Below are 23,521 nucleotides of genomic sequence, written 5' to 3'. Positions count from 1 at the left end.
TAGTTAAATTAAATCTTCCAAATATTAACCGCTATCTCAGCCAAACTTTGTTGTCTTTCTTTAATTGTTTTTATATTCCATTCCTCGTAGTCCAATAGCTCTCTCGTCAACTGTACTTGCGAATACTCATATACTTCTTTTTTCTCATTAAATATTTTATTGGTAGATTTTTTATTATATTCCCCACCAAGTAAAGTAAGATTGCCCAGCTTCCATAAATACTCACCATGATCTTCTTTGATAATGTCCCAATCAGTCGCTTTTACAGGCATTATATGTTCAATATGAACTTTATTATTATCATCTAACACAGTAAGTTCCTTCGAGTAACTATCATTAATCTTTTTCAAAATGTATCTTATACTAGGCTTATTTTTGATCTCAAAACTGGAAAAATTATGTAAAAAATCATTATCTGCTACAATATTTCTCCGTAATAAACTCATAATCTCAGCAAAATCTTCAATATCTTCTTGATAAATTCTAAAAGCAATTTTCGAAAACTCTATTTCATATTTATTTGCAACTAATCCTGAAACCACGAAATTTCTTACCACTAAAACTTCTATACATGAGAGAACATCGTATATCTCTTTAAAATCATAACCTTTCTTCACCATCGCTAATATTATAGGATAAAACGATTTAGCTCCAAGTATATTTATATCAGCTAATACTTTTTGAATATTCGTATCAAAGAAATTATCTTCTGCTGGATTAACCATGCCACTATATACTTCAGATAGTTTCAGTAAGTCTTTCATAAAATTATTAGCTTCTAATGGTGTTGTTATTTTTTTCCTTATTACTTTATACAAATCTTTTTCTCTAATAAATAAATTTTGGGAATTCCAAAAATGCCGGATATATTTAGTAGTATCAATCTTTCCAAGAAATTCTAACATTTGTTTCCATTCTTCTTTTACAACATCAATTTTCTTATTCGCAACTCTAAACAAATGATTCTTCAATAAATCAGCTGTCTCTAAATCTCTTCCTCTAGCATTCAATGTCTCAAAAATAATAAAAGCTTCATTTATGTCATCTGTTTCTACAAACATAACAGAGCATTTTTCTGTAAAAGTACTAAAAAACTCTTTTAAAACTGTATATTTATTCTCCAAAGTTTCAGCTGAGTCCATGGATTTTTCTAGTTTTTTATAAAAATAGTCATAAGCAAAATCTATTCTTTTTTGTGAGTTAGTTAACTTTTGCTTCTTTTTTATTTCTGGTGTCATAAATTGAATTCTATTTGAAAAATACTCTTTATCATTCTCGCCAAGTATTAATTTACGTTCATCCCTAGTTTGCGTATATCGACCAATAAATTTTGTAGTAATATCTTCTGCGTCAAAACGTGCATCTTCCCAACCACAATCATGTATTTTTATAAATAAATCTCTCATTGCTGCTAACAAAATAACGGACGTACTTGTTCTTTGTTGTCCATCAATAATAAGCTTTTCATCTACTTTTTTATCTATGTGTATTACAATTTGCCCCAAAAAATGACTTTCAGTTTCTCCATTTATGATTTGACTTAAATCCATCCATAAGTCTTCTAACTCAGTTTCGTCCCATGAATATTCCCTTTGATAATCAGGTATTTTATAAACATTCTCCATTATGTATGAACCTAAACTTCTAAAATTACTATTAATAATGCTCATACTTCCATCCCCCATAAATTCTTTATTTTAAATTTATCTTCCTAGTTCTATTATAGTAGAAATAATGAATCTAAATGTGACTAATTATTTACATTTGATCATTGAAAATAGCATCAAAAAGATATAAAAACATACTTTTTGTCAAATTAAGTGAAATAATACATAAATAAACTAAAAATCAACTTTTGAATATGCGAAAAAACCAACACACGTTCATGTATTGGCCCACAAGAATAGACTTCGTTTAATTTTCGTCGCTATATTAATCCATTCTGATACTTTCTTTACAAATAACAAGAACCTCTTTTTGCTCTTCCAATTCTTCTTCCCGAATATGCTTCATCCAACTTTGAACAGCTTTTGCAGTTCTTGATTCAAATGCATCCGCTAATTTATCTTGAATAAAATCTAATTCATCTCCAATTTTTTCATTTACTTTTTGAATTATAGCTATTTCTTCTCTAGTTTGCTGAGTTAGTTTTTCTACTGATTTTTTTGCATCTAGCTTTAAGATTTTCAATTGAACTTGTTTTTTCAAAGTACTTTCTGCTGCAAGTAAATTCGAACGTTCTTTGGCAGTTAAATCTTTTTTCTTGAGTTCTCGCTCAATAATTTGAAGTTGATAGTTCAAATCATAAGATGTGTTCCCAATTGCACGGGCGTATTCACGTTGATAAGTATTGCCATACATATAATCACTCCCTTTTAATTGTTATTAGAAATCCATTTTCCTAAACGCGTATCTGTTTCTCGAAAAGACTGCGCTGCATCAATAAGCTCTATTTGAAAATTTTTCAATAGTCTACGTGTCTGATGATTCATTTCATAATATTTTTCAAACTCATTCGGATTATAAAAGCAATAAACTCCATTTTTATATTTTGTGCATAGTTCTGTTAAAACATCATCTATATCCCAGGTAGTCAATTCACTATAAGCTCCACCAATTCTTATTTCTTCCTCTAATTGATTTTGTATTTTCTTGGAACCTATTTGTAGTTTTTCTTCAAGGTTCTCTAAGTCAGCATTATTCGTTTGTAGTGACTGAATAATATCATCAATGTCTTGAGCATGTTTAATAATAGAATCTACATCTACTTTTAACTTCATCGTCCCATCGCTAGAAAAACAGCCTTCAAATGTCTCATTATAATGTCCTGGAATAGCTCCAAAAAGCCCTTTGGCTCCAACTTTGACGTTATTTCGTTCTGCTATATATTGGGAACCTATAATAGGTGAACTAAATTGATCAAAAGTTCCAATCATGTCATCATCATGAGTGAAATCAATAATTGAATTATTATAAAAGCCATCACGAACTTTCTTTTGCTTATCTTCAGGTAATAATTGATAAATATTAGGAGCTGCGTATGTAGTCGCATTAAAATCGTATAAAATTGAATTATAATGCGATAGCGCTCCGCCTAAACTATGTCCAGTAGAAGTAGGATTTTTAGGATTAAATTCTTTTAATACCTCTTCTGTCCATTCTTTAGAGACTTGGAAAGGATTTTTTGATTTTCTATCTAAACTAGTTCTAGAATTTCTCCCTGCAAATACATTAATAATATCACTGCCAAAATCTTTTGACTCTTTTGTTCCGCGATAGACAAAAATCATGTTATTATGGTTATAATAGATTTTACCATCTTTTCCTTTTTCTTCTGGAATAACTGCAAAAGCTTGTGTGTTAGTAGCTCTATCATTTAATTTTGACACTACTTTCCAATTACTTTTTGTTCTATCACTTAATTCAATATTAATTTTTTTACTATTTAATGTACCATCTTGATACACCGCTTCAGAAAGCTTGAAATAAGTTTCATCAGTAAAAGTTTTTTTCGTAGCCAATTCAATCATCCTTTCATCTCTGGAGGTCTTCTATGTCAAAACGAACTAAAATTATTATACTAGTTATTGTGCTAATTGTCACAATATTATCTATAGTAGGAGGTTATCTTTATATGCAGCATCAAGAGCAAGAAAAAAAAGATCAAGCTTTTTTTAATGAGCAAAAAGAAAAAGTTACACTGTACCTTAAACACAATATTCCAGATTTTAATACAGTTACTTTCACCAATGAAGAATTTAATCCTATTGGAATAAGTATTGATGGATACATAAATAATGATAAAAATTTGAGTTTTACTGCTGGAAAAGATGTGAAAATTTTTAGTAGCTCTGAAGAACTTGATAAAATGTTTCAAGAACCAAGAAAAGGTTATGATGAAATTATAGAAAAAGAAGAGACATCCTTAGAAATGCCAAAAGAAAAAACTAAGACAATTGATGAAATTCTATCCGAACTAAAATCTTATGAAGATCAAGTAATCACTCGAAATAAAATATAATTCATACTAAAAAAGACAAGCTACTATAGAAAATAGCTTGTCTTTTCATATCCAAATTTATAGTCTAAGTTCCTTTTCCAAACATTCAAAAGCTGATTCTAAATCTTTTGTCGGTATCTCCGCAAACGCATCCCCAACCGAAACCTCAAACGCACAAACATCCGCCGATTTCTCCTGCAAATACCCCGAAATCCCAACCCCAGTTTCATCCTGAATCTTCGTCAAAATCGTCCCAACCTCATCAGCCGACTTCTCAAAATAAACATGAAACATATTAGAAATCGGCACTTCCGGCACAGTCTTCAAGCCTGGACACGAATTAAATCGCTCAGCCAATCCTTTCGCCGCCTCAAAATATTCCGCCATTTTCCCAATTCGTTTTTCAAAATAGTAATCCGCGGACAAAATATATGGATACAGACTAATCAAATCTCCACCATACCGTCGTTTCCAGATTTTCGCCTCTTGCACAAAATCAGCATTCCCAGCCAAAATCGCCCCAGCAATCCCGCCAATCCCTTTGTAAAACGACACATACACGCTATCAAACAGTGAACAAATATCTTCCGCAGACTTCTGATAAAACGGCATGATTTCCCATAACCGAGCCCCGTCCAGATGCAACGAAATACCCTGTTCATGGCAATACTCCGAAATCTCCTCAAGCTCTTCAAAAGAAGGAAGCTGTCCACCAATTTCTCGTTGAGGAAGTTCGATAAGCACGCTAGAAACTGGCTCGCGAAGACTTTTAATATCGTCAATTGTCAAAAGTCGATTCGCTGTTCCAAGTAATATTGGCGTGATTTGTTGCAATTCTTTTAGCCCATCTTGCTCATGAATCTCCAAATGAGAGAGAGGATGATATGCCACGCACCGATTCTCTTTCCGGTCAGCCCAAATTCTCAACGCAATTTGCTGAGCCATCGTCCCACTTGGGAAAAACACCGCAGATTGTTTCCCGAGAATTTTCGCAATTTTTGTTTCAAAGTTTTCAATAACTGCACCATTTCCGTAAATATCGCTTTCTGAGTTATCATCAATATTTTGAAGTGCTTCTGTAAGAACACCAACATTGCGCGGACCGTTTCCGCCTAGTTTATAAGGTGTTTTTTGGTAGCTGGTTTTTAGTGTGTTTGTCATTTTGGTTCACTCCTTTTACGATATACTTGATTGATTGTATAACAATTATATACCCAATATATCTTATAATCTTCAGCTTTTAGTTTATTATAGACTCAACAAATCCTCTCCCGCAACTTCTCCTATCAATCTCCTCCAACATTATTATAATAAAAATTTTGACAATTCTAATTATAACCGCTAAATTAGAAGTACAACATATTATAAAACACAAAAGGACTGGACACATGTTAAAAAACAAAAATTTTAGATATTTATGGTTAGGTCGTTTAATCAGTAATGCCGGGGATAGCATGTATTACATTGTATTATCTTGGTATATTTTAACACTCACTAATAATTCGTTTTGGGTAGGAGTAGTTAATTTTGCTATTTTTATACCTAACATTTTTTCCTTTTTATTTGGTCACTGGATAGATACACATTCCAAGAAAAGATCCTTACTTTTATGCGAATTCGGGCAATTATTTGCGATTTTAATTATGGTTATCAGTATTTTGTTGGATTTTCAAAGTCCTCTTTTATTATGTGTTTTAGCATTTTTAGCTTCCCTTTTTGGTATGAATACATATACTATACAAGACGCAATGACTCCGTTTATCATAAAAAAAGAACAGCTAGCAAGTGCTCAATCATACATGTCTGTTGCTTATAATGGTACTGAATATTTATTTAATGCTCTAACAGGATTCTTAATCAATATTTTTTCAACAATCACCCTTTTAGTTGCCAATATATTTACCTTCTTATTCGCAATATTTTCTTTTTCAAAAATAAAAGAACCTACAGATGCAAATAATAAAGAACCTGAACCTTTCTTAAAAAATGTATTTAAAGGCTTCATTGAACTATTTCAAAATAAAACCATTTTATTTATCGCTATCGGTGGAGGCATGGCAAATTTTATGTTCGGCGGATTGAATGTCTACCAAGTGTTAATTGCAAAAGAGCAAGGAAGTGCCATTGTGCTTGGACTATTGACATCAACAATGGCCATTGGAACATTGATTGGCTCAACTCTCCTAGCCACCTTATTACTGAAATTCATGGAAATCGGAAAAGTACTAACTTTATGCACACTCATGTTTGGGCTAACAATGTTAATAAGCTCTTATTTTGTAAATTCTTCCCTTATTATTCTTATCTGGGGGATTGCAAGTACTTTTTTAGGAGTCACCCATGTTGTCCAAAAACCTTTTTTCCAAGTATTAATTCAAAAAGAACATTTGGGCAAAGTTTTCAGCGCTCTTTATAGCCTAAGTGTAGCCACATTACCGATAGGAGCATTATTATTTGGTTATTTTAGTAGTCATAGTTTAAATAGTTCTATCTTTCTTCTTATTTTCGGCGGAACCTATTTACTTATCAGTTTCATATATTTCGTAAACAAGCATATTTTTAAATTCACTATCTCAGATAAAATAAAAAAAGGACTTCTATCATAAACACCCCCACTAATCTCATCTAAAATGAAATTAATGGAGGCGTTTATTTTATATTTTTTAAAACAATAGGTGGTTATAACGGATCCCATTTCTTATAGTTTAATTTTTCTTATATGTTTCCTTAATCAAACTGTTCTCTTTGTCATCCACTTTTTTCAAAACTAAATTCTCGCTTTCAAGCTCCATAGAAAGTACATAATCTCTTTTTTCTTTAGTATCCACGCGGTATTCATTTCCTTTTTGTTCACTTTTCGTTATCTCAATACCATCCTGTGCTTCAAGCATTTTAAGGACCTTTTGCACGTTCGCTTTTTCACTTTCTGTTTCATAACCATATACTTTTTTACTAACTACCGGACCATCATATTGGTATTTATCGCCATCTTTTTGTTTTAATTTATAAGAATTCGTTATGGCAACTTCATCATCAATATACAATTCTGTTACATTACCATCTGCATCCATGTCCAGATCCACACTCATCTTACTTGCCATACCAGTATCTTTTAAATTCTTCCCGTCACTCGTACCTACACTAACCGATTCCAACTTCCACTTCCCAGTAAATTTGCTATCAACAACATCTTTACCACATCCTACTAACAAAAGACAAATCCCTAAAAATATAATACTTACTAATTTTTTGCTCATCTTGTTGCTCTCCTTTTTTTATATAATTAACGGTTAATCCCGTTCCACCTCGATGTTCTCCATTGCTTGTGTTTTCTCTTCAAAATAATCCTCATGCCATTCAATCCGCACATTCTTATCCAGCGAAACTCGAACACTTTTTGTTAAATACGAAAGAGCTTTTATATCCACTCCATCACCATCAAAATTCAATAGCACTGGCACTTGATCACCAAAATTATCTCTATCTACTAAAATCGCAACCCCGCCAGCTTCATCTTGGTATACTCTTACGTCTAAATTAGATATTATTTCCCATCCGTGTACTGTTTTTTTCATCATTTATTCATCTCCTATGTAATATTTTCTCTCTAACTATCATCATATCCTAGTAACCCCTAAATTCCAACCCAAAACCAATTTCCACTTCCAAAGTGGCAAATAATAATTTCACCTCCCCCATTTTTCCAGCTATAGTAAAGACAAATCAAAAGGAGGTCTTTACGTGACAGATAGCAACGAACTAACAACAGAACTCGATTCCATGGCGATCATCTTACACGCCGGGAATGCGAAAAGTTGTGCTTTTGAGGCACTGAAAGAAGTAAAACAGCAAAACATCGAAGCTTTCACTCAGAAAATTACTGAAGCGAAAGATGAGATTAAACTGGCGCACCGAGCGCACGCGGAACTTTTACGAAAACTATCTTCAGAGAACCGAATGAGAGAGGTGGATTTACTGCTTGTTCATGCGGAGGGTCACTTGTCTTCTACGGATATTGCCGTGGAAATGATTCGGGAACTGGGAGAAATTTATCAATGGAAATGGAGTTTATCTAATGAATAATAACTTTTTATGGGGAGGTGCAACGGCCTCTTATCAATGTGAAGGTGCTTGGAATGTGGATGGCAAGGCAGAATCGATGTGGGACTACTACTTGCACGAAGCGGGTCTTGAGAATGGCGATGTGGCGAGCGACCACTACCACCGCTATGAGGAAGACATTCGGATGATGAAAGAAGGCGGACAAAATTCGTATCGTTTTTCCTTATCTTGGCCGCGAATTATTAAAAATAGACAAGGTGACATCAACTTAAAAGGGATCGAATTTTATCAAAACTTGCTAGATACGTGTAAAAAATATGATATTGAGCCGTTTGTGACACTTTATCATTGGGATTTGCCGCAATATTGGGAAGAAACTGGTGGCTGGTTGGATCACGACGTTTGTGCTGCATTCGAGCATTATGCCAAAGTTTGTTACGACCACTTTGGCGACAAAATCACCAATTGGACCACTTTTAACGAGCCAAAATGGTTTGTTGCTAACGGATATAAAATCGGCAACTATCCGCCCGGCTATCAAGATACGCAAAAAACAATGATTGCGGCTTATAATGTGATGTACGCGAGTGCTTTAGGCGTGAAGACTTTTAAAGAAGGCGGCTATCCAGGGCAAATTGGTATTGTTCACAGCTACACGCCGGTGAACGGTGTCGATGAAAGTATCGAAACGAAAATCGCGATGCGCTACGCTGATAACTATTGCAACAACTGGATTCTCGAAACAGCCGCACTTGGTGAATTCCCGGTCGATCTCATTGCCGAACTAGCAAAATCGCACGACATCAGCTTTATGAAAACAGACGAACTACAAACAATTAAACAAAACACTGTCGACTTCATCGGCTTAAATTACTATTCGCGCACGCTCGTTAAACCATACACTGGCGGCGAAACCCAGCTACAATTTAACCACAGCGGTAAAAAAGGCGAAAGTAAAGTTCTCATCAAAAACTGGTTCGAACAAGTGAAAGATCCCGCCAACGAAACGACCGAATGGGATACAGAAATTTATCCAAAAGGCTTACAAGATGGCTTAATCGAGGCTTACGAACGCTATCAATTACCACTTTATGTGACAGAAAACGGCATTGGTGTTCGCGAAGATGTTTCAGTGCCACAAGTAGATGATGCCTACCGAATCGCCTTTATGAACGACCATATTAACGCCATTTTCAACGCAATTGATGCTGGTTGTGACGTTCGTGGCTACTACGCTTGGTCCCCGTTCGACCTTTACTCTTGGAAAAATGGAGTCGAAAAGCGTTACGGACTTGTTGCCGTTGATTTCGAAAACAACCAAATCAGAAAACCAAAAGCTTCCTACTACTGGTTCAAAGAAATGATTGAAAGTCAGGGAAAACTCATCAAACGAAGAGAATTTTAAAAAAAGGAGCAGGAAAATGAAAAATATCATGTTAGTTTGTAATGCTGGTATGTCTACAGGAATGCTTGCGAAAAAAATCGAAGCCGCTTCTGGCAACACATTAAACGTCACTGCTTATAGCGAATCCGAGTATACCGATTATTTGGACGGTGTCGACCTCGTTCTTATCGGCCCTCAAATCCGTTTCCTTATGCCACAAATTAAACAGGCCGTCAGCGTCCCAGTCCATGCCATTTCACCAGTAAAATACGGCATCATGGATGGCAAAGGGGTTTACGAAGACATCCAGAAATTAATAGGAGGATAAAAACATGCGATTTAATACCATTAGCGAAAAAATGGATCAATATATTTCCCCGCTGGCTAACAAACTTAGCCAGCAACGCCATTTGAAAGCAACCAGAGATGCCTTTATGTCCATGCTGCCAATTACATTGTTTGGTTCAATTCCGATTATTTTGAAAGCGGCTCCAGTCACAGATGATACGAAAAACGGCTTCCTGCTTGCCTGGGCTAACTTCGCTGAAAAATATGATTTAATCTTAAACTGGATTAGTGGAATCACACTTGGCGCCATGTCGTTATATATTTGCGTCGGTATCACGTATTATTTATGCAAGCACTACCACGAAGATTTCTTACGCCCACTTATGTTTTCTATCGCCGGTTTCTTTATGCTCGTACTTAATCCAATCAAAATGGGTTGGGACGGCAAAGAAGTCGACATTAGTTTCCTTGACGGACGCGGAATATTACTTTCGATTTTCGTCGCCATCGTTACCGTAGAAGGTTATCACTGGATGCGCAAGAAAAATGTCGGTCGAATAACCATGCCCGATAGCGTCCCAGCCTCACTATCTGAGACATTCGCAGCCCTAGTTCCTGGTATTATTTTAATGACCTTTTTCTCGATTATCTTTATCATTTTCAACCTGCTAGACACAACTGCCATCCAATTCTTATATGAAAAAATGGCACCGAGCTTCAAAGCAGCCGATAGCTTACCATTCACGATTCTAAGTATTTTCCTAGTTCACCTATTCTGGTTCTTCGGTGTGCACGATGCCGCACTTGCCGGAATTCTAGGCCCAATTCGTGACGGAAACCTTTCAATCAACGCCGCTGAAAAAATGGCTGGCCAAGATTTGACGAATATTTTCACGACACCGTTCTGGACGTATTTCGTTATCATTGGTGGTTCTGGTTCCGTTCTCGCACTTGCCTTTTTAATGATGCGATCCAAATCCAAACAACTAAGCACCGTCGGGAAAGTCGGCTTCTTACCTTCCATATTCGGAATTTCTGAGCCACTGATTTTCGGAACACCATTAATGCTGAATCCAATTTTCTTCTTCCCGTTCATTTTCACATCCGTATTCAACGGTGTCATCACTTATCTTTGTATGTATTTCGGGATTGTCGGAAAAACGTTCGCCGTCTTCTCTTGGCAAATGCCCGCGCCAATTGGAGCATTTCTATCCACCATGGACTGGCGAGCCATCGTTCTCGTATTCATCCTGATTTTCCTAAACGGTCTAATGTACTACCCATTCCTAAAAGTATATGAGAAAAATCTCGTTGCTTTAGAAAAAGAAGCCGAAGAAGAGAACATCGCTGCTAATTGATAGCCACTTAAATAGAGATTGGGACAAAAAACTCGTCTCTTTCTCTATTTGGTGTTGTATAATAACAATAGGTTAAGGGAGAATTAGGGGGGGATATAATGACTATTTCAGAAAGGCAACGTTCATTGTTAGAAAAGCTTAACGACAGCCAAAGGACAGTAACAGCAAAAGCACTTTCAGAAATGTTAGGCGTTTCTTCCAAAACTGTGCGAAATGACATTATTCAAATTAACCAGTCATTTAGTTCCACAATCATTGCATCAAAAGCTGGAAAAGGCTATTTTTTAACACCAAATGAGCAACTTTCACAAATGAATCTATCCAAAAATAACGAAAACTTACATTTTGAATTATTACGCCATATAATCGAACAAGATCATACCAATTTCTATGATTTAGCAGATCAATTTTTCATTAGCGAATCGACGTTAGCTCGTATTATTAAAGAGCTTAACGCGGTTATCGCTGAAAAAGATGAGTCGCTATGTATTATTCGAAAAAACAACGAACTAATAACCGAGGGCGGCGAAGAAGAAAAGCGCTGCATCTTCAATCTATTCCTCAATCAGGAAATCGAAAACCATCAATTAAGCCTAGATAAATACGCCGATTACTTCGATTATTGCAATCTAAAACAACTTTCCGAGCTTATTATTGCCTACCACAAAAAGAACGAATTTTTCATGAATGATTTTTCGACGATTTCGTTCATTTTGCATATCGCCGTTTTAATTGAGCGCATTAGTATGGGCAGCTATATAGAGCGAACCGCTTTACTAGAGCAAGATAAAACTAGCCTTGAAATGGCAGAGCACCTAACCGAAACGTTAGAAGAAGAACTGCACATCGATATTCCAACCCAAGAACTAAGCTATATCGCCCGGCTATATTCTGGCAAACTAGCGACAACTTCCACCATTGACGCAAAAGTTTTTGGCAGCGTTGTCACTCGGCTCCTTGAAGCAGTGGACCAAAATTTCCATATCGACTTTTCAGCTGACGAAAAAATAGCCACCTATCTAGTGGCCCACATTTCAGCCCTTTACAAAAGAGCCAATCACAAACAATATTTAACCAACCCACTCACCGAAGAATTAAAAAACAAGTTCCCATTTATTTATAACGTCAGTGTTTATGCCTCTGCCTTTATTCAAAAAGAGCTTGCAATCACTTTCCCAGATGACGAAATCGCTTATATTGCGTTACACTTTCTGTCCGCTTCAGAAACAATTAATCACGGCAAAAAGAGAAAGATACTCTTAGTTACCCCATACGGCGCAGGCAGTCAACGCTTAATTCATAATCAACTAAAGAAAATACCTGATTTTTCGATTGATTTACTCGTTTCCCAATCCATTTTCGACATAAAACAATTCACCTTAGACAAAGAAATCCATTTAATTATTACCGCCGAACCATTACACTTAACAACCGACATCCCAGTCTATCATTACGATTTACTTTTAACCGAAGCAGATTTGCAGAAAATCAAGCATATTTTAGAAACTAAGCCAAAAGCCGATTCGATTTCTAGAAAATTTTTCAAAAAAGAGCTTTTCTTCCCAAAACAAAACTTCAAATCAAAAGAAGAAGTAATTACGTTTCTTTGCGAACAGTTAACTGCATTCGACTACTGCGACTCCGACTATGTTTCAAAAGTGTTCGAACGAGAACAATTATCTAGCACATGCTACGGAAACTACTACGCAATCCCGCACGCCATCCAGCGAAGCGCAAAGAAAAATGCCGTCGCAGTATGCGCACTTGATAAACCAATCGACTGGGGTGGAAATCGCGTCAAACTCGTCCTCCTGCTCACCATGAAAGAAGAACGCGACAACTCTTTTGAAGAATTATTCGGCCAACTCGTAACCATCTTAAACGAACGCAGCTTTGTAAAAAAATTAGCCAAACAAGAAGATTTCCAGCAATTTATCGAACTTTGCGAACAAAAAACCCTAGATTCTTAAACAATCTAGGGTTTTCTAATCCGATCAATTCCAAAAACAACAATCGGCAAATAATTAAAGAAGAAACTAATTCGCTGACAAAATCCAATTTTATCTAAAACCGGCAAGTCATTCACAGCAGGAATCCGCGCAAGCCCATAAACACCGGCCGACAGCAAACTAACAATGAGTAAAACTAGATAGATATTGCTGCGGGTCTTATCGCCAGTTTTCCGGTAAAGAATGACCAGAAACAACGGAAAAATCAAAAATCCCGCATAACCAAGCCCCGAGCCAATATTATGAACCCAAGTCGAAAACGTCCAACTCGCCTGCTCCGTATCAATACTAAACAACCCGGTAAAAATACAATCGCCAATCCCATACAAACCAATCGCAGAAGCAAGCAAAATCGCCAAAGTCCGCGAAGTTTTAACAACGCTCTGATAAATCGCCGGAAAAGCGAGCACAAAGAACACCCCAGACACCACCGACCAAACCAAAAACGCTCCCCGCACCGGACTAGCCACATCCCCAAACACACTCATAACCCGCGTCATTTGGTTTAATTCTGGGTAAAAGATTCCAAGTATGTAAGGCGTTAGAAAATCACTCAAAACGCCGAGTAATAAAAAGTAAAACCCGTATTTTTTTAGAAATTTCATTTGAATCCTCCTTTTATGAAATTTATTTAGGATAAAATAGTGCAATTTAAATTCCCTATTAATTATACAAATCTATCCCAATCTAATCTAGTTTAAGCTTTCTATCACTAAATAATAGCCCAAATCAAATAAAAAGCCGGAAAAAATACTCTTCCAGCTTTTCATAAATTTAATCCTATTATTTTTTATACACCCTACAACGAAAATTAATTAATCCAGTGTAAACCCTTGTTTTTTCAAAAATCCCGCTATTTCTGGTCTTCGTATTTCTTCAAAAAACTCTACATTCTTGTCTCCCCATGAAGTTTGATGCTGATTTTTTTCACGTAAAGCATAATAATCTTTGGTCAATTCCTCATACGCTTTTAAATCTGTAAATTGTTCATATGGGTACTGATTTTCACCTACTTGATTTTCTAGTAATAGCCGTGGTTTTACTTGATTTTTATATACCGGAACCCCTACAGTTAATCCGAAAACAGGTATCGTAAATGGTGGTAAGTTTAGCAATTCAGCTACTTTTTCAATATCATTTCTTATTCCACCGATATAGCAAATTCCTAAATCAAGAGACTCAGCAGCAATAACCATATTTTGAGCTGCAATCGTTGCATCTATCACCGAGACGAGTAATGATTCCATATTTCTCAACCCATCCAAAGTTCGATTATTCTCCAGTAAAAGTTTTGATTGTCGGTATAAATCACCTACAAACACATAAAAGGTCCCCGTTTGGTTTACATAAGAAGCACTATTCGTAATTTCAGCTAGTTCCTTTCTTAGCTTTTCATCTGTGATTTCTAAAATAGAAAAAGATTGCACAAAATGCGAACTAGAGGCACTTCTCGCAGCTGTTAATAAATGTTGTTTGGTTTCATCTGATAATCTTTCATTTTTAAATTCTCTTACTGAAACATGTTTAACTAATTGTTGAATGGTTGTATTCATAACATAACCCCCCATTTGAATTTGTACTGTAAATAAAGTATAATCTATCTGTGCCATCATTTGAAATGCGTAAATCATATGCCGGTATCATTATTTTTGATATCAAAAGGAGCAAATTATGGATATTGAAAACATGAAAGCATTTAATAAAGTAGCTGAACTAAAGAGTATTTCTGCAGCAGCGAATGAACTGCATCATTTACAGTCTAATATGTCCAATAAAATAAAAAATATCGAAAAACAGTTCCAAACTCAACTTTTCTTCCGGCACTCGAATGGTGTGGAACTAACTAAAGAGGGCGAAAAAATCTATCAACAATTCAAAAAAATGATTCTATTATGGGAGGAAACGATTGATATTATCAATAATGAAGAAGAAACGATCTCAATCGGTATTACGCAATCTTCTTTGCCTATGGAATTTAACACAATCATTAAAGAGTTCTATCAACAGTTTCCAAATAAAAAATTATCTATCGTTAGCGGAAGTACAAGTGAATTAATACCAAAAATAGCTAACAGAGAACTAACCATCGCTTATGTCGCTGAACTCGAAAAAGAAAATTTATTTCAAGATAGCCAAATCATCTCACAAACGCTCTCATGGGATAAACTAGTTTTCGCAGGCAACACAGCTGGAAAATCAGTCCAAAAAATATTAGCGGAAGAACGATTATACGTCTTCAGCAAACAATGTTATTCATACCGCGCCCTGGCTGCTCTCATTAATGATTTTAATATCCCAAATGTCTCCATATCAGAGATCAATATTCCAGAAACACTTGTCGAAATCTGCAATAATGAACTTGGCGTTGGAATTATTCCCGAAAGCATCGCACTAAACTATCATTTTCTAAACTATGAAACATTACCCACAGAATATGCAGCACTTCGAAAAACATTAATTTATCATGCAGATCATACAATTTCAAATGGTGAAAAATGGCTTATCGAAAAAAGTAAACCAGCTTTCAAAAGTTAAGTTGTTGATTACACCCCTTTCAAGCGGCTAGCTATTTATGATAAGGCTCCCCCCGAACAATCCGAAACGCCCGGTAAACCTGCTCCACCAGCACCAACCTCATCAACTGGTGCGGCAGCGTTAACCTCCCAAACGAAATTTGCTCATTACTCCGCTTCAAAACAGCCTCACTAAGCCCCAGCGATCCACCAATCACAAACGTCACCTTACTCTTACCATAAGTCGCCAGCTTATCCAAATCCGCCGCAAATTCTTCACTCGACTTCATTTTCCCATCAATCGCCAGCGCAATCACATGGGCATCGTCCGGAATCTTCGCTAAAATCCGCGCTCCCTCTTTATCCTTCACTTGTTTCATTTCCGCGTCACTCAACACTTCTGGCGCCTTTTCATCCGGAACTTCGACAATTGACACTTTAGCATATGCGCTCAGCCGCTTTAAATACTCAGCAATCCCCTGGACTAGATATTTTTCTTTTAATTTCCCGACCGTCACAATTTGGATATTCATTAACGTCACCCTCATCTTTATTAATACTTTTATCATACCTCAAAGAAGCCCCGCAACACTAGCCAAAATGAAAAAAAGAAATTACTACAAAAAACTTACTCCACAGGTTATCCCGCCCTTATACACAACTTATCCACAAAAACTATCCACATATCCACAAGCCGATTCTCTATTTTGTGTCCGAACGTATATTCCATACAATATATATGATACCCCATTTTCACTATCCACAGCTTATCCACAAGCAAAAATACTTGTTATTTTGTATCGAAAGTACATTTTGAAAACAAGCTAACCAACTGTGCCACAATCACTCTCATTGATTTATATATTTAATAAAGTTGTTTTCGCTTTCACATTTTCGCCTTATTTATCTTTCAATTGTGGATAAATGGCTTTCTATCCACATTTTTGCTTTTTGACCTATATTTTCGCAAAAAATGTGTTTTTTTCAAAAATAAATCTGAGTTTATTGATTTAATTATCAAAATTGTTCTTTTCCACAAGATATTCACTGCTTACACACAGGTTATCCACAGAAGTTATCCACATATCCACAATAACCGCCTATATTTAGTAGCCGAATTCTTGTTCTCTACCATATCTATATCTGAAAAAAATCACTATCCACAAGTTTTCCACAGAAAAAAACCACCCTCTTTTTTAAGAGGATGGTTTTCGTTATCATGTCGTTGTTTTTGCTGCTTCTAATTTAATGTCTGTTGATTGCTCTTTACCATCACGGTAGTATTTCACTTTGACTTTATCGCCAATTTTCACATCGTTGCCATATAATATTTTGCGAAGTGTCATGGAGTTAGTTACTTTTTCACCGTTTAGTTCAACAATAACATCATATTGTTTAAGTCCTGCTTTGTCTGCTGCTGAGCCAGATACTACTTGTTGTACCATTGCACCGTAATCTACGCTATCTGGTAATTTCAAGATATTTTTTTGTTGTGTTTCTGGAATTGTATCAACATCGCGTAAGGAAACGCCTAGAGAAGGACGCTCTACTTCGCCTTTAGTTTCAAGTTGTTCGATGATTGGCTCTACAGTGTTACTTGGAATCGCAAAGCTAATACCTTCTACATTTTCCATTGAAATTTTCATCGAGTTAATACCGATTACTTGGCCTTCAATATTGATTAAAGCTCCACCACTGTTACCTGGGTTAATTGCTGCATCTGTTTGGATAACATCTGCTTCCCAGTCTTCTGTTCCGTCGCCGTTTGTATCAACTGGTACAGCACGGTTTAAACCGGAAATAATACCTTGTGTTACAGAACCGGAAAATTCAGTTCCAAGTGGGCTACCAATCGCAATCGCTGGCTCACCAAGTTTTAATGAATCAGAATCGCCAAACGCAGCAACTGTGCTGACATTTTTATCATCAATTTCAAGGACAGCTAAATCGTTCCATTCGTCTGTTCCTAGTAATTTTGCTTCTGATTTTTTACCGTTTGTAAATGTTACTTCTAATTTATTCGCATCAGCTACCACGTGATTATTCGTCACGATATATGCTTTTCCATTTGCTTTTTTATAAATAACACCTGATCCTGATGAAGCTTCTTTTTCAGAACTTGTTGTTCCGTCTAAAGATGAAGATGATTGGTAATTCAGTACACTAACTACGGCATCTTGTACTTTATCAACCGCTTTAGTTACATCAGAGGTAGTATTTACAGAAACTTTTTCTACTTTAGTCGGTTTATTATTTGAGTTAGAAGTTGTATCTGCGTTATCGCCGTTATCCCATGCTACAAAGAATATAATAAGTCCGCCAATAATAACGCCAATAAGTGCAGTTAAAAAGTATCCAAGTAAGTGTTTGTTGCGTTTCGGAGGCTGATTCCCGCTGCCACCGCCGCCGTTATTCACTCTATTCGGTGGAATCGTGCCGCCACCTGCACCACTAGGACGTCTTGGTCCTGGAGCTGGTCTAGCTGGTTCAGGTTCTTTACTACTTGCTTCCTCAAAAAATGCATTGGTAGAGCTTGCCTCAGCAGCTTCTTCTGTTGCTCCGGCAAATTTCTCTCCTTCTGGTGTCACGCCTTCTACTATAGGAGTTTCTTGGACTGGTTGCGAGCTATCTTTTGTATGTAAAGTCTCCTCGACCTCTCTTTTTGGCGTGCTCTCGTTCTCGCTGTTTTCATTTAAATTTTTTTCTTTCTCGTCCATGTCTTCCTTCCTCTCTGCAAATTTCGCATTTATATACTTCCATAGTAAACCGCAAATATGAAAAAACAATGAAAAAGCTTTAAAAAAATGGTGAAACTTAGATAGTGAAGATAGACGTAGCGTTATCAGGATCGGTATCAAAAATCTCTAGCTTGCCACCAACATCGATTCCTTCTGAAATAAGCGTTTGCGTTACGCTCATCCGCGCTAGTTCTTTCATATTGTTGTCTTTACTAAGATGACCTAAATAAATTCGTTTCGTTTGATCTGTAATTACTTCGCTCATTGCTATTGCTGCATCTTCATTACTTACATGTCCCTCGTCGCCAAGAATTCTACGTTTGACATTCCAAGGATAGCGTCCCATTCGAAGCATCTCTACATCATGATTACTTTCAAAAAGGTATGCATCAGCGCCTGCAATATGCCCTTTCATTCGATCACTAACATATCCTGTGTCGGTTATCATTACAAATTTTTTATTCCCCTTATGAAATATGTAAAACATCGGCTCAATCGCGTCATGAGATACACCAAAGGATTCTACTTGCATGCTCCCAAAAGATTTCACTGTTTCCATGTCAAATTGAAACTTCTGTTCAGAAGAAACTTCGCCAATCATATTATCCATTGCTTTCCATGTTTTTGCATTAGCATAAATAGGGAGTTTATATTTACGAGCAAGCACACCAAGGCCTTTAATATGGTCTGAGTGTTCATGAGTAATTAAAATCGCGTCTAAATCATTCATATCTCGACCAACTTGCGCGAATAAACCTTCCATTTTCTTGCCGCTTAAACCACAGTCGATGAGAATTTTTTGGTCGCCAGTTTCTACTAGAGTTGCATTTCCTGAACTTCCACTGGCTAATATACTAAATCGGATTTGGTCCGTGTCTTTTTCAGTTAGAATTTTATTTGCGAACATTTTTTTATCCCCCTAAAGGCTTATATATCTTCCATTGTAACGCTAATTCGGTAAAATTGCATGCCAATCGGTTGAAAAAGCCAACCTAAATTTCATGTATTTAGGTTGACTCTGATTTTATTTTGCTTTTTGACGACTGGATAATTCTGTGGTTGGCTCGGTTGTTGTTTTATTTTCGGATTGGTTAATAACTTGTTCATCTTTTGCATTTACAAGAACGTAACTAGTCTCGCCGGAATGTTTCACTTCAAAACACCAAACTGGGAAATAGACATTCCCTGAAGGCAATTGCACGGTCGTATAGTAACCGAAAGTCGCAGAAACAACGTCACTGTCTTGTTTTAACTCACCGTGTTGGTAAACAGCTTCTAACGCATCAGTGGATGACATTAAGTTTGTCTTGTCTTTTAAATCATCTTGTTTGGACATCCACGTTTGCTCGTAAGAAATTACTCGATCATCTTTATCTAAATAAAAGATAATTTGCCCAGCTTCGTCAAAAAGAACCATATTATTATTGATTAATTGATTGAAAGTAAGTGTTCGCGCATCTTTGTCGTAGTTCCAAAACTCATAAGACTCGCCGCGATACACATCGGATTCCATGAATTTTTGAAAATCAGGATTGTTGCCTTTTTTGCCAGCTTTTATGGGTGTTTGTAGGACAGAATATATTTGTTTATTGTTGTCTTTGAGTGTAATTGCTTGTCCTGTCAAATCACTAACATCTTTTGTCGTAAAAGCGGCTTGTTCGGTAGTGAAGATAGCTCCACTAGTTGGCTTACTTGATAAATCAGGATGAGAAATATTATCTGCTTTTAATCGTTCTTCTAAAGTTTCATTTCCTAATGTGTCTGGATCATCTGATAATTGTTTATTAAAGAAAATCACTGCTAAAAAGACATTTAAAATGAGGAGCGTTACAATAAAAATCATTTGTGTTTTACGCCAATCCATCTTTATTCACCCGCCTTTTCTGCTTCTGGTTGGAAGATGAACCATTTATCATGATATTTATATAACCAAGTTGGCTCTAATGTAACAATGCGGTTCATGCCAGATGATTCACTTCTTGTCATGTGATAGCCAGGAACAATATCTTCTATTTCTTCGGCTTTCACATTAGGATTTTCAACTAGTGCATTGTAGACGGAATAAGACGACTCCATAGTTACTTCTTTTTTCTCTCCAGGAACGTCCGTATCTAAACGGAAAAATGGACGCATGTATTTATAAACTGCTTCGAGGCCTTCTGTAACAGAAATATCAGCCATACCATCTTCATTATAAACTTGTAAATTATCTATAAACAAACTAAAATTGGTCGTTGCGCTTTCGGCTGCGTAACCGGTGAAATAATAAGCGCCATCCCCAGTCCAGCCCGCATGATCATTTACGAAATTGAAACTATCTTGAATCAAACCAGCTCGTTTGACGTTGTTTAAATCTTCTGGATTAGTGCGCTCTTGAGAAGGATTCACATATTCTAAAACCTTATTTTCTGTATCCATTTCAATGACGCTAGAGCCGTCTGTATAGGTATTTCCTTCGCTCTTAACTGTACCTGAATCTTGAAATAGCGCTGAGGTAAATAGATTGATTTCAAGCGAATCTGTAATGTATTTTTTGCGATTTAGCTTTGTTTTTTCGGAGCTTAAGAACAGATTGCGTTTGTTGGAAATAACTTTATCGTTTTGCGCGAGTTTACTTTCGTTCTTTTTAACAATTTTTTCAATTTTATCAATATCTTTATTTTGCAAGGAGCTTTGGTAAATATTTTCTTGGTCATCATTGGCAAAATAAACGGAATGAAGCCCAGTATCCGTGTTATTTATATCAAATACAATACGATTAAAGAAGGCAGATTCTAGCCCTTCTCCTTCCACTTGAAAATTTTGAGCAAAAATTGAAAACGGAATATTGTTAGGGAAAATAATCTCTATCGTCCCATTTTTATGGATTAATTTCTCGTATTCTTCATTACTTTTTTTATTGGCAAGAACTACTTCTGAGAAACTAAATGCTTTGCCTTGTGCCATTAACTCATTTAACAAGTCTGAGTCTAAGCTTTGGTAATTAATTTCATTTGCATTAACAGCTAATTTATATGGTTTAAATACTTGTGATGTTGTCATCGTTTTATCAATGGTTGTTTTTTCAACTTCTTTAACGTTAATCGCTTCGTAATCAGGTTGTCCCTTCCAAATAAAGTAGCTTAAGACGATACTGAGCACAACTAGAACTGTTAATAAAAATGAGCGAAATCCTGTTTTTTTCATCATTCCCAATCATCCTCCGGTAAGTCACTGTATGGCAGGGTGAATTTAATTATCGTACCTTTGGACTTGTTGCGTTCTGCCCAAATTCGGCCACCATGAGCTTCGATAACTTCGCGAGCTATCGCTAGTCCTAACCCTGTTCCTCCCATTTCCCGCGAGCGAGCTTTATCAACACGGAAAAAGCGGTCGAATACATTTGCTAAATCTTCATCAGGTACGCCTAAACCTTCGTCAGCTATACTAACTTCAATTTCATCTTCAAATTTTTTCAAGTAGAAAGAAATTCGACCCCCGTCCGGTGAATATTTATTGGCATTCGAAATAATATTATCTAATACTTGCATTACTTTATCTTCATCAATTTCGATGATAACCGGTTCTTTTGGAATGTGGCGTTTAAACATGATTGTTTCTTTTTTCATCATTTCAAAACGATCGATAATATGGTTGAAGAAGTCTGTGAAATTAACGAAACTTTTTTCTAATTGCTCTCTTCCTCCGTCCATTCTTGAAAGTTTAAGCAGGTCATTTACAAGACGAATCATTCGTTCTGTTTCGTTTTGAGTCACTTCAAGGAAACGTGGCGCAATTTCTTTATCTTCCCATGCCCCGTCACTTAGAGCCTCTAAGTAACTATGCATACTTGTAAGCGGGGTTCTTAATTCGTGCGACACATTAGAAACGAAATCGCGGCGTTCTTGATCGACTTTTTCTTGGTCGGTAATATCGTGTAGTACCGCAATAACACCATTATTAAATCCAGTTTCTCTTTGAATAACGGAAAAATTAGCGCGCAGTACGTATGGTTTATCAAGCGTGCTACGGTCCATCGTTAATGAACCATCGACTTCCATCAAATCTTCAAATTGGTAGGTATCACCAATATCTAGTACATCAATAATTGATCGACCATTGGCACTCTCATGCTTAACGCGTAGCATTTTTTCAGCTGGCGTGTTAATAAGAATAACTTTTCCGCGGCGGTCTGTAGCAATTACTCCATCGGTCATATAGGCAAGTACGGAGGAAAGTTTGCGCCGTTCTCCTTCTGTCATGGCCTGTGCTTCTTGAACACGTTTTGTTAATGTATTGAAGGAATCTGCTAGTTCGCCAATTTCATCCACACCATAGACTTTAACTTTCCGGCTGTAGTTTCCTCGCGCCATCGCATAGGCTTGACGTTTCATTTCAATAATTGGCTTCGTAATCGTTCTGGATAGTAAAATTCCAAGTACCGCTGTAATGATCATGGCAATCAAAGTACCAGTAATGAAAATGTTCGTAATATCATCCACTTGTTTATATACACTTTCAATATCAGCGACAAGATAAATAGCCCCTATCACTTGTCCTTTATTTTTGATGGAGGATACGTTCACCCAGACACGGTTATTTTTATTTGATTCGTCTTTATAAATTTTATCCTCAGATGTAGTTCCGAGTGATAAGGTTCGTTTAACAAGGGGATCGTTACTTTTTTGCCCAACGATGCCTTGATTATCTAAATTGGAAGTCCCGAGAATTTTGCCTTTGTCATCTACTATTCTTACTTCGATTATGTTGCTGCTTGCACGAGAATAGTCGACCAAAAGCTCTCGAATATCATTTTGTAGCTTCACTGAGTTATCGCTATTTTTTATGATTTCTTCTCTAGCATTATAATCCAGCAACGTGATGCTATTCGTGATTGAATCTTGAAAATTCTTCTCCAGTTGCCCTTCCAGCTCACGTACAAAATACGCGCCGATTACTTGCATTGCTACAATAATTAATAGCAAATACATAATAACTAACTTAAATTGTACAGACTGAAAAAATCTCATTTTATGCATAAGTCTTTCTACTCCTATTCGGGGTAATATATTTAAATTAGTATACCATATGTTATGGGGTAGACGTATTGTTTTTCCTGTTATTTGGGTCAATTTATTTATAAAAATAATTATTAAGTATGCGGATATACCCAAAAAAAGTGGTCCTCCA

22 protein-coding genes are annotated in these 23,521 nt (G+C 36.3%); 8 read left to right on the top strand and 14 right to left on the bottom strand.

Features of this window, described 5'->3' with window-relative positions; genetic code table 11:
* Window positions 1-8: 8 nt before the first annotated feature.
* The 3 genes from PQQ29_RS02050 to PQQ29_RS02040 form a co-directional block, all read right to left on the bottom strand.
* Window positions 9-1,670, bottom strand: a complete 1,662-nt coding sequence (locus tag PQQ29_RS02050; RefSeq protein ID WP_010990341.1) for a DUF262 domain-containing protein — start codon at window positions 1,668-1,670, stop codon at window positions 9-11.
* A 262-nt stretch (window positions 1,671-1,932) separates the two neighbouring features.
* The gene (locus PQQ29_RS02045; protein WP_010990340.1) at window positions 1,933-2,361 is read right to left on the bottom strand and encodes a hypothetical protein; all 429 of its coding nucleotides are present in this window, start codon (window positions 2,359-2,361) and stop codon (window positions 1,933-1,935) included.
* 14 nt (window positions 2,362-2,375) lie between these two features.
* Window positions 2,376-3,521, bottom strand: coding sequence for a DUF6792 domain-containing protein (locus PQQ29_RS02040; protein ID WP_010990339.1), 1,146 nt, complete (start codon window positions 3,519-3,521; stop codon window positions 2,376-2,378).
* A 113-nt stretch (window positions 3,522-3,634) separates the two neighbouring features.
* Here PQQ29_RS02040 and PQQ29_RS02035 point away from each other — a divergent pair, with 113 nt between their 5' ends.
* Complete coding sequence (locus PQQ29_RS02035) at window positions 3,635-4,021, top strand: DUF1433 domain-containing protein (protein WP_010990338.1); 387 nt, start codon at window positions 3,635-3,637, stop codon at window positions 4,019-4,021.
* 57 nt (window positions 4,022-4,078) lie between these two features.
* Here PQQ29_RS02035 and PQQ29_RS02030 read toward each other — a convergent pair whose 3' ends face one another.
* The gene (locus PQQ29_RS02030; RefSeq protein WP_010990337.1) at window positions 4,079-5,161 is read right to left on the bottom strand and encodes a threonine aldolase family protein; all 1,083 of its coding nucleotides are present in this window, start codon (window positions 5,159-5,161) and stop codon (window positions 4,079-4,081) included.
* Window positions 5,162-5,388: 227 nt separating this feature from the next.
* On the opposite strand from PQQ29_RS02030, the gene PQQ29_RS02025 reads away from it, so the two are divergent.
* Window positions 5,389-6,606, top strand: a complete 1,218-nt coding sequence (locus PQQ29_RS02025; RefSeq protein ID WP_010990336.1) for an MFS transporter — start codon at window positions 5,389-5,391, stop codon at window positions 6,604-6,606.
* A gap of 99 nt (window positions 6,607-6,705) precedes the next feature.
* Here the strand turns inward: PQQ29_RS02025 and PQQ29_RS02020 are convergent, their stop codons facing one another.
* Together PQQ29_RS02020 and PQQ29_RS02015 are read right to left on the bottom strand one after the other, a co-directional pair.
* The gene (locus PQQ29_RS02020; RefSeq protein ID WP_010990335.1) at window positions 6,706-7,257 is read right to left on the bottom strand and encodes a hypothetical protein; all 552 of its coding nucleotides are present in this window, start codon (window positions 7,255-7,257) and stop codon (window positions 6,706-6,708) included.
* Window positions 7,258-7,290: 33 nt separating this feature from the next.
* Window positions 7,291-7,575 carry a hypothetical protein gene (locus PQQ29_RS02015; RefSeq protein ID WP_010990334.1) on the bottom strand — a complete coding sequence of 95 codons (285 nt, stop codon included), beginning with the start codon at window positions 7,573-7,575 and terminating at the stop codon, window positions 7,291-7,293.
* 166 nt (window positions 7,576-7,741) lie between these two features.
* On the opposite strand from PQQ29_RS02015, the gene PQQ29_RS02010 reads away from it, so the two are divergent.
* From PQQ29_RS02010 to PQQ29_RS01990, 5 genes are all read left to right on the top strand, one after another.
* A complete protein-coding gene (locus PQQ29_RS02010; protein ID WP_003722921.1) occupies window positions 7,742-8,083 on the top strand; it encodes a PTS sugar transporter subunit IIA in 342 nt (113 codons plus the stop codon).
* Window positions 8,076-9,467 carry a glycoside hydrolase family 1 protein gene (locus PQQ29_RS02005; protein ID WP_010990333.1) on the top strand — a complete coding sequence of 464 codons (1,392 nt, stop codon included), beginning with the start codon at window positions 8,076-8,078 and terminating at the stop codon, window positions 9,465-9,467. The genes PQQ29_RS02010 and PQQ29_RS02005 overlap by 8 nt, the downstream gene beginning before the upstream one ends.
* 16 nt (window positions 9,468-9,483) lie before the next feature.
* Window positions 9,484-9,774 (top strand): PTS sugar transporter subunit IIB, encoded by a 291-nt coding sequence (locus PQQ29_RS02000; RefSeq protein ID WP_003722919.1) that lies wholly within the window; start codon window positions 9,484-9,486, stop codon window positions 9,772-9,774.
* 4 nt (window positions 9,775-9,778) lie between these two features.
* Window positions 9,779-11,092 (top strand): PTS sugar transporter subunit IIC, encoded by a 1,314-nt coding sequence (locus PQQ29_RS01995; protein ID WP_003724230.1) that lies wholly within the window; start codon window positions 9,779-9,781, stop codon window positions 11,090-11,092.
* A 98-nt stretch (window positions 11,093-11,190) separates the two neighbouring features.
* The gene (locus PQQ29_RS01990) at window positions 11,191-13,062 is read left to right on the top strand and encodes a BglG family transcription antiterminator (protein WP_010990332.1); all 1,872 of its coding nucleotides are present in this window, start codon (window positions 11,191-11,193) and stop codon (window positions 13,060-13,062) included.
* Window positions 13,063-13,067: 5 nt separating this feature from the next.
* Here the strand turns inward: PQQ29_RS01990 and PQQ29_RS01985 are convergent, their stop codons facing one another.
* Both PQQ29_RS01985 and PQQ29_RS01980 read right to left on the bottom strand, forming a co-directional pair.
* Window positions 13,068-13,706 carry a DUF998 domain-containing protein gene (locus PQQ29_RS01985; RefSeq protein WP_010990331.1) on the bottom strand — a complete coding sequence of 213 codons (639 nt, stop codon included), beginning with the start codon at window positions 13,704-13,706 and terminating at the stop codon, window positions 13,068-13,070.
* Between the two features lie 210 nt (window positions 13,707-13,916).
* On the bottom strand, window positions 13,917-14,654 hold the full coding sequence (locus tag PQQ29_RS01980; RefSeq protein ID WP_010990330.1) for an NADPH-dependent oxidoreductase: 738 nt from the start codon (window positions 14,652-14,654) through the stop codon (window positions 13,917-13,919).
* A gap of 118 nt (window positions 14,655-14,772) precedes the next feature.
* On the opposite strand from PQQ29_RS01980, the gene PQQ29_RS01975 reads away from it, so the two are divergent.
* Window positions 14,773-15,636 (top strand): LysR family transcriptional regulator, encoded by an 864-nt coding sequence (locus PQQ29_RS01975; RefSeq protein WP_010990329.1) that lies wholly within the window; start codon window positions 14,773-14,775, stop codon window positions 15,634-15,636.
* Window positions 15,637-15,667: 31 nt separating this feature from the next.
* Here PQQ29_RS01975 and rlmH read toward each other — a convergent pair whose 3' ends face one another.
* The 6 genes from rlmH to walK form a co-directional block, all read right to left on the bottom strand.
* Window positions 15,668-16,147: a 23S rRNA (pseudouridine(1915)-N(3))-methyltransferase RlmH gene (gene rlmH, locus PQQ29_RS01970; RefSeq protein WP_045554035.1), complete on the bottom strand. Its 480-nt coding sequence runs from the start codon at window positions 16,145-16,147 to the stop codon at window positions 15,668-15,670.
* A 684-nt stretch (window positions 16,148-16,831) separates the two neighbouring features.
* On the bottom strand, window positions 16,832-18,331 hold the full coding sequence (gene htrA / locus PQQ29_RS01965) for a serine protease HtrA (protein WP_153648444.1): 1,500 nt from the start codon (window positions 18,329-18,331) through the stop codon (window positions 16,832-16,834).
* A gap of 97 nt (window positions 18,332-18,428) precedes the next feature.
* Window positions 18,429-19,259 carry an MBL fold metallo-hydrolase gene (locus PQQ29_RS01960; RefSeq protein WP_010990327.1) on the bottom strand — a complete coding sequence of 277 codons (831 nt, stop codon included), beginning with the start codon at window positions 19,257-19,259 and terminating at the stop codon, window positions 18,429-18,431.
* 117 nt (window positions 19,260-19,376) lie between these two features.
* Window positions 19,377-20,216 carry a two-component system regulatory protein YycI gene (locus PQQ29_RS01955; protein WP_003760196.1) on the bottom strand — a complete coding sequence of 280 codons (840 nt, stop codon included), beginning with the start codon at window positions 20,214-20,216 and terminating at the stop codon, window positions 19,377-19,379.
* Window positions 20,217-20,218: 2 nt separating this feature from the next.
* Window positions 20,219-21,541, bottom strand: a complete 1,323-nt coding sequence (yycH, locus tag PQQ29_RS01950) for a YycH family regulatory protein (RefSeq protein ID WP_010990326.1) — start codon at window positions 21,539-21,541, stop codon at window positions 20,219-20,221.
* Entirely contained in the window at window positions 21,538-23,370 is a 1,833-nt protein-coding gene (walK, locus tag PQQ29_RS01945) for a cell wall metabolism sensor histidine kinase WalK (protein ID WP_003770200.1), read from the bottom strand. The genes yycH and walK overlap by 4 nt, the downstream gene beginning before the upstream one ends.
* Between the last annotated feature and the right edge of the window lie 151 nt (window positions 23,371-23,521).

The organism is Listeria innocua (assembly GCF_028596125.1).
Lineage (GTDB): Bacteria > Bacillota > Bacilli > Lactobacillales > Listeriaceae > Listeria > Listeria innocua.
Note: the sequence above shows the minus strand (reverse complement) of the source record. Positions and strands in the feature narration are given on the sequence as shown.

Coding starts and splice junctions, on each gene's coding strand:
- PQQ29_RS01990 (WP_010990332.1), top strand. CDS start 11,191: ATGACTATTTCAGAAAGGCAACGTTCATTGTTAGAAAAGCTTAACGAC.
- PQQ29_RS01975 (WP_010990329.1), top strand. CDS start 14,773: ATGGATATTGAAAACATGAAAGCATTTAATAAAGTAGCTGAACTAAAG.
- PQQ29_RS01955 (WP_003760196.1), bottom strand. CDS start 20,216: ATGGATTGGCGTAAAACACAAATGATTTTTATTGTAACGCTCCTCATT.
- PQQ29_RS01960 (WP_010990327.1), bottom strand. CDS start 19,259: ATGTTCGCAAATAAAATTCTAACTGAAAAAGACACGGACCAAATCCGA.
- PQQ29_RS01995 (WP_003724230.1), top strand. CDS start 9,779: ATGCGATTTAATACCATTAGCGAAAAAATGGATCAATATATTTCCCCG.
- PQQ29_RS02025 (WP_010990336.1), top strand. CDS start 5,389: ATGTTAAAAAACAAAAATTTTAGATATTTATGGTTAGGTCGTTTAATC.
- PQQ29_RS02020 (WP_010990335.1), bottom strand. CDS start 7,257: ATGAGCAAAAAATTAGTAAGTATTATATTTTTAGGGATTTGTCTTTTG.
- walK (WP_003770200.1), bottom strand. CDS start 23,370: ATGCATAAAATGAGATTTTTTCAGTCTGTACAATTTAAGTTAGTTATT.
- PQQ29_RS01985 (WP_010990331.1), bottom strand. CDS start 13,706: ATGAAATTTCTAAAAAAATACGGGTTTTACTTTTTATTACTCGGCGTT.
- rlmH (WP_045554035.1), bottom strand. CDS start 16,147: ATGAATATCCAAATTGTGACGGTCGGGAAATTAAAAGAAAAATATCTA.
- yycH (WP_010990326.1), bottom strand. CDS start 21,541: ATGATGAAAAAAACAGGATTTCGCTCATTTTTATTAACAGTTCTAGTT.
- PQQ29_RS01980 (WP_010990330.1), bottom strand. CDS start 14,654: ATGAATACAACCATTCAACAATTAGTTAAACATGTTTCAGTAAGAGAA.
- PQQ29_RS02005 (WP_010990333.1), top strand. CDS start 8,076: ATGAATAATAACTTTTTATGGGGAGGTGCAACGGCCTCTTATCAATGT.
- PQQ29_RS02000 (WP_003722919.1), top strand. CDS start 9,484: ATGAAAAATATCATGTTAGTTTGTAATGCTGGTATGTCTACAGGAATG.
- PQQ29_RS02045 (WP_010990340.1), bottom strand. CDS start 2,361: ATGTATGGCAATACTTATCAACGTGAATACGCCCGTGCAATTGGGAAC.
- PQQ29_RS02035 (WP_010990338.1), top strand. CDS start 3,635: ATGCAGCATCAAGAGCAAGAAAAAAAAGATCAAGCTTTTTTTAATGAG.
- htrA (WP_153648444.1), bottom strand. CDS start 18,331: ATGGACGAGAAAGAAAAAAATTTAAATGAAAACAGCGAGAACGAGAGC.
- PQQ29_RS02015 (WP_010990334.1), bottom strand. CDS start 7,575: ATGAAAAAAACAGTACACGGATGGGAAATAATATCTAATTTAGACGTA.
- PQQ29_RS02050 (WP_010990341.1), bottom strand. CDS start 1,670: ATGAGCATTATTAATAGTAATTTTAGAAGTTTAGGTTCATACATAATG.
- PQQ29_RS02030 (WP_010990337.1), bottom strand. CDS start 5,161: ATGACAAACACACTAAAAACCAGCTACCAAAAAACACCTTATAAACTA.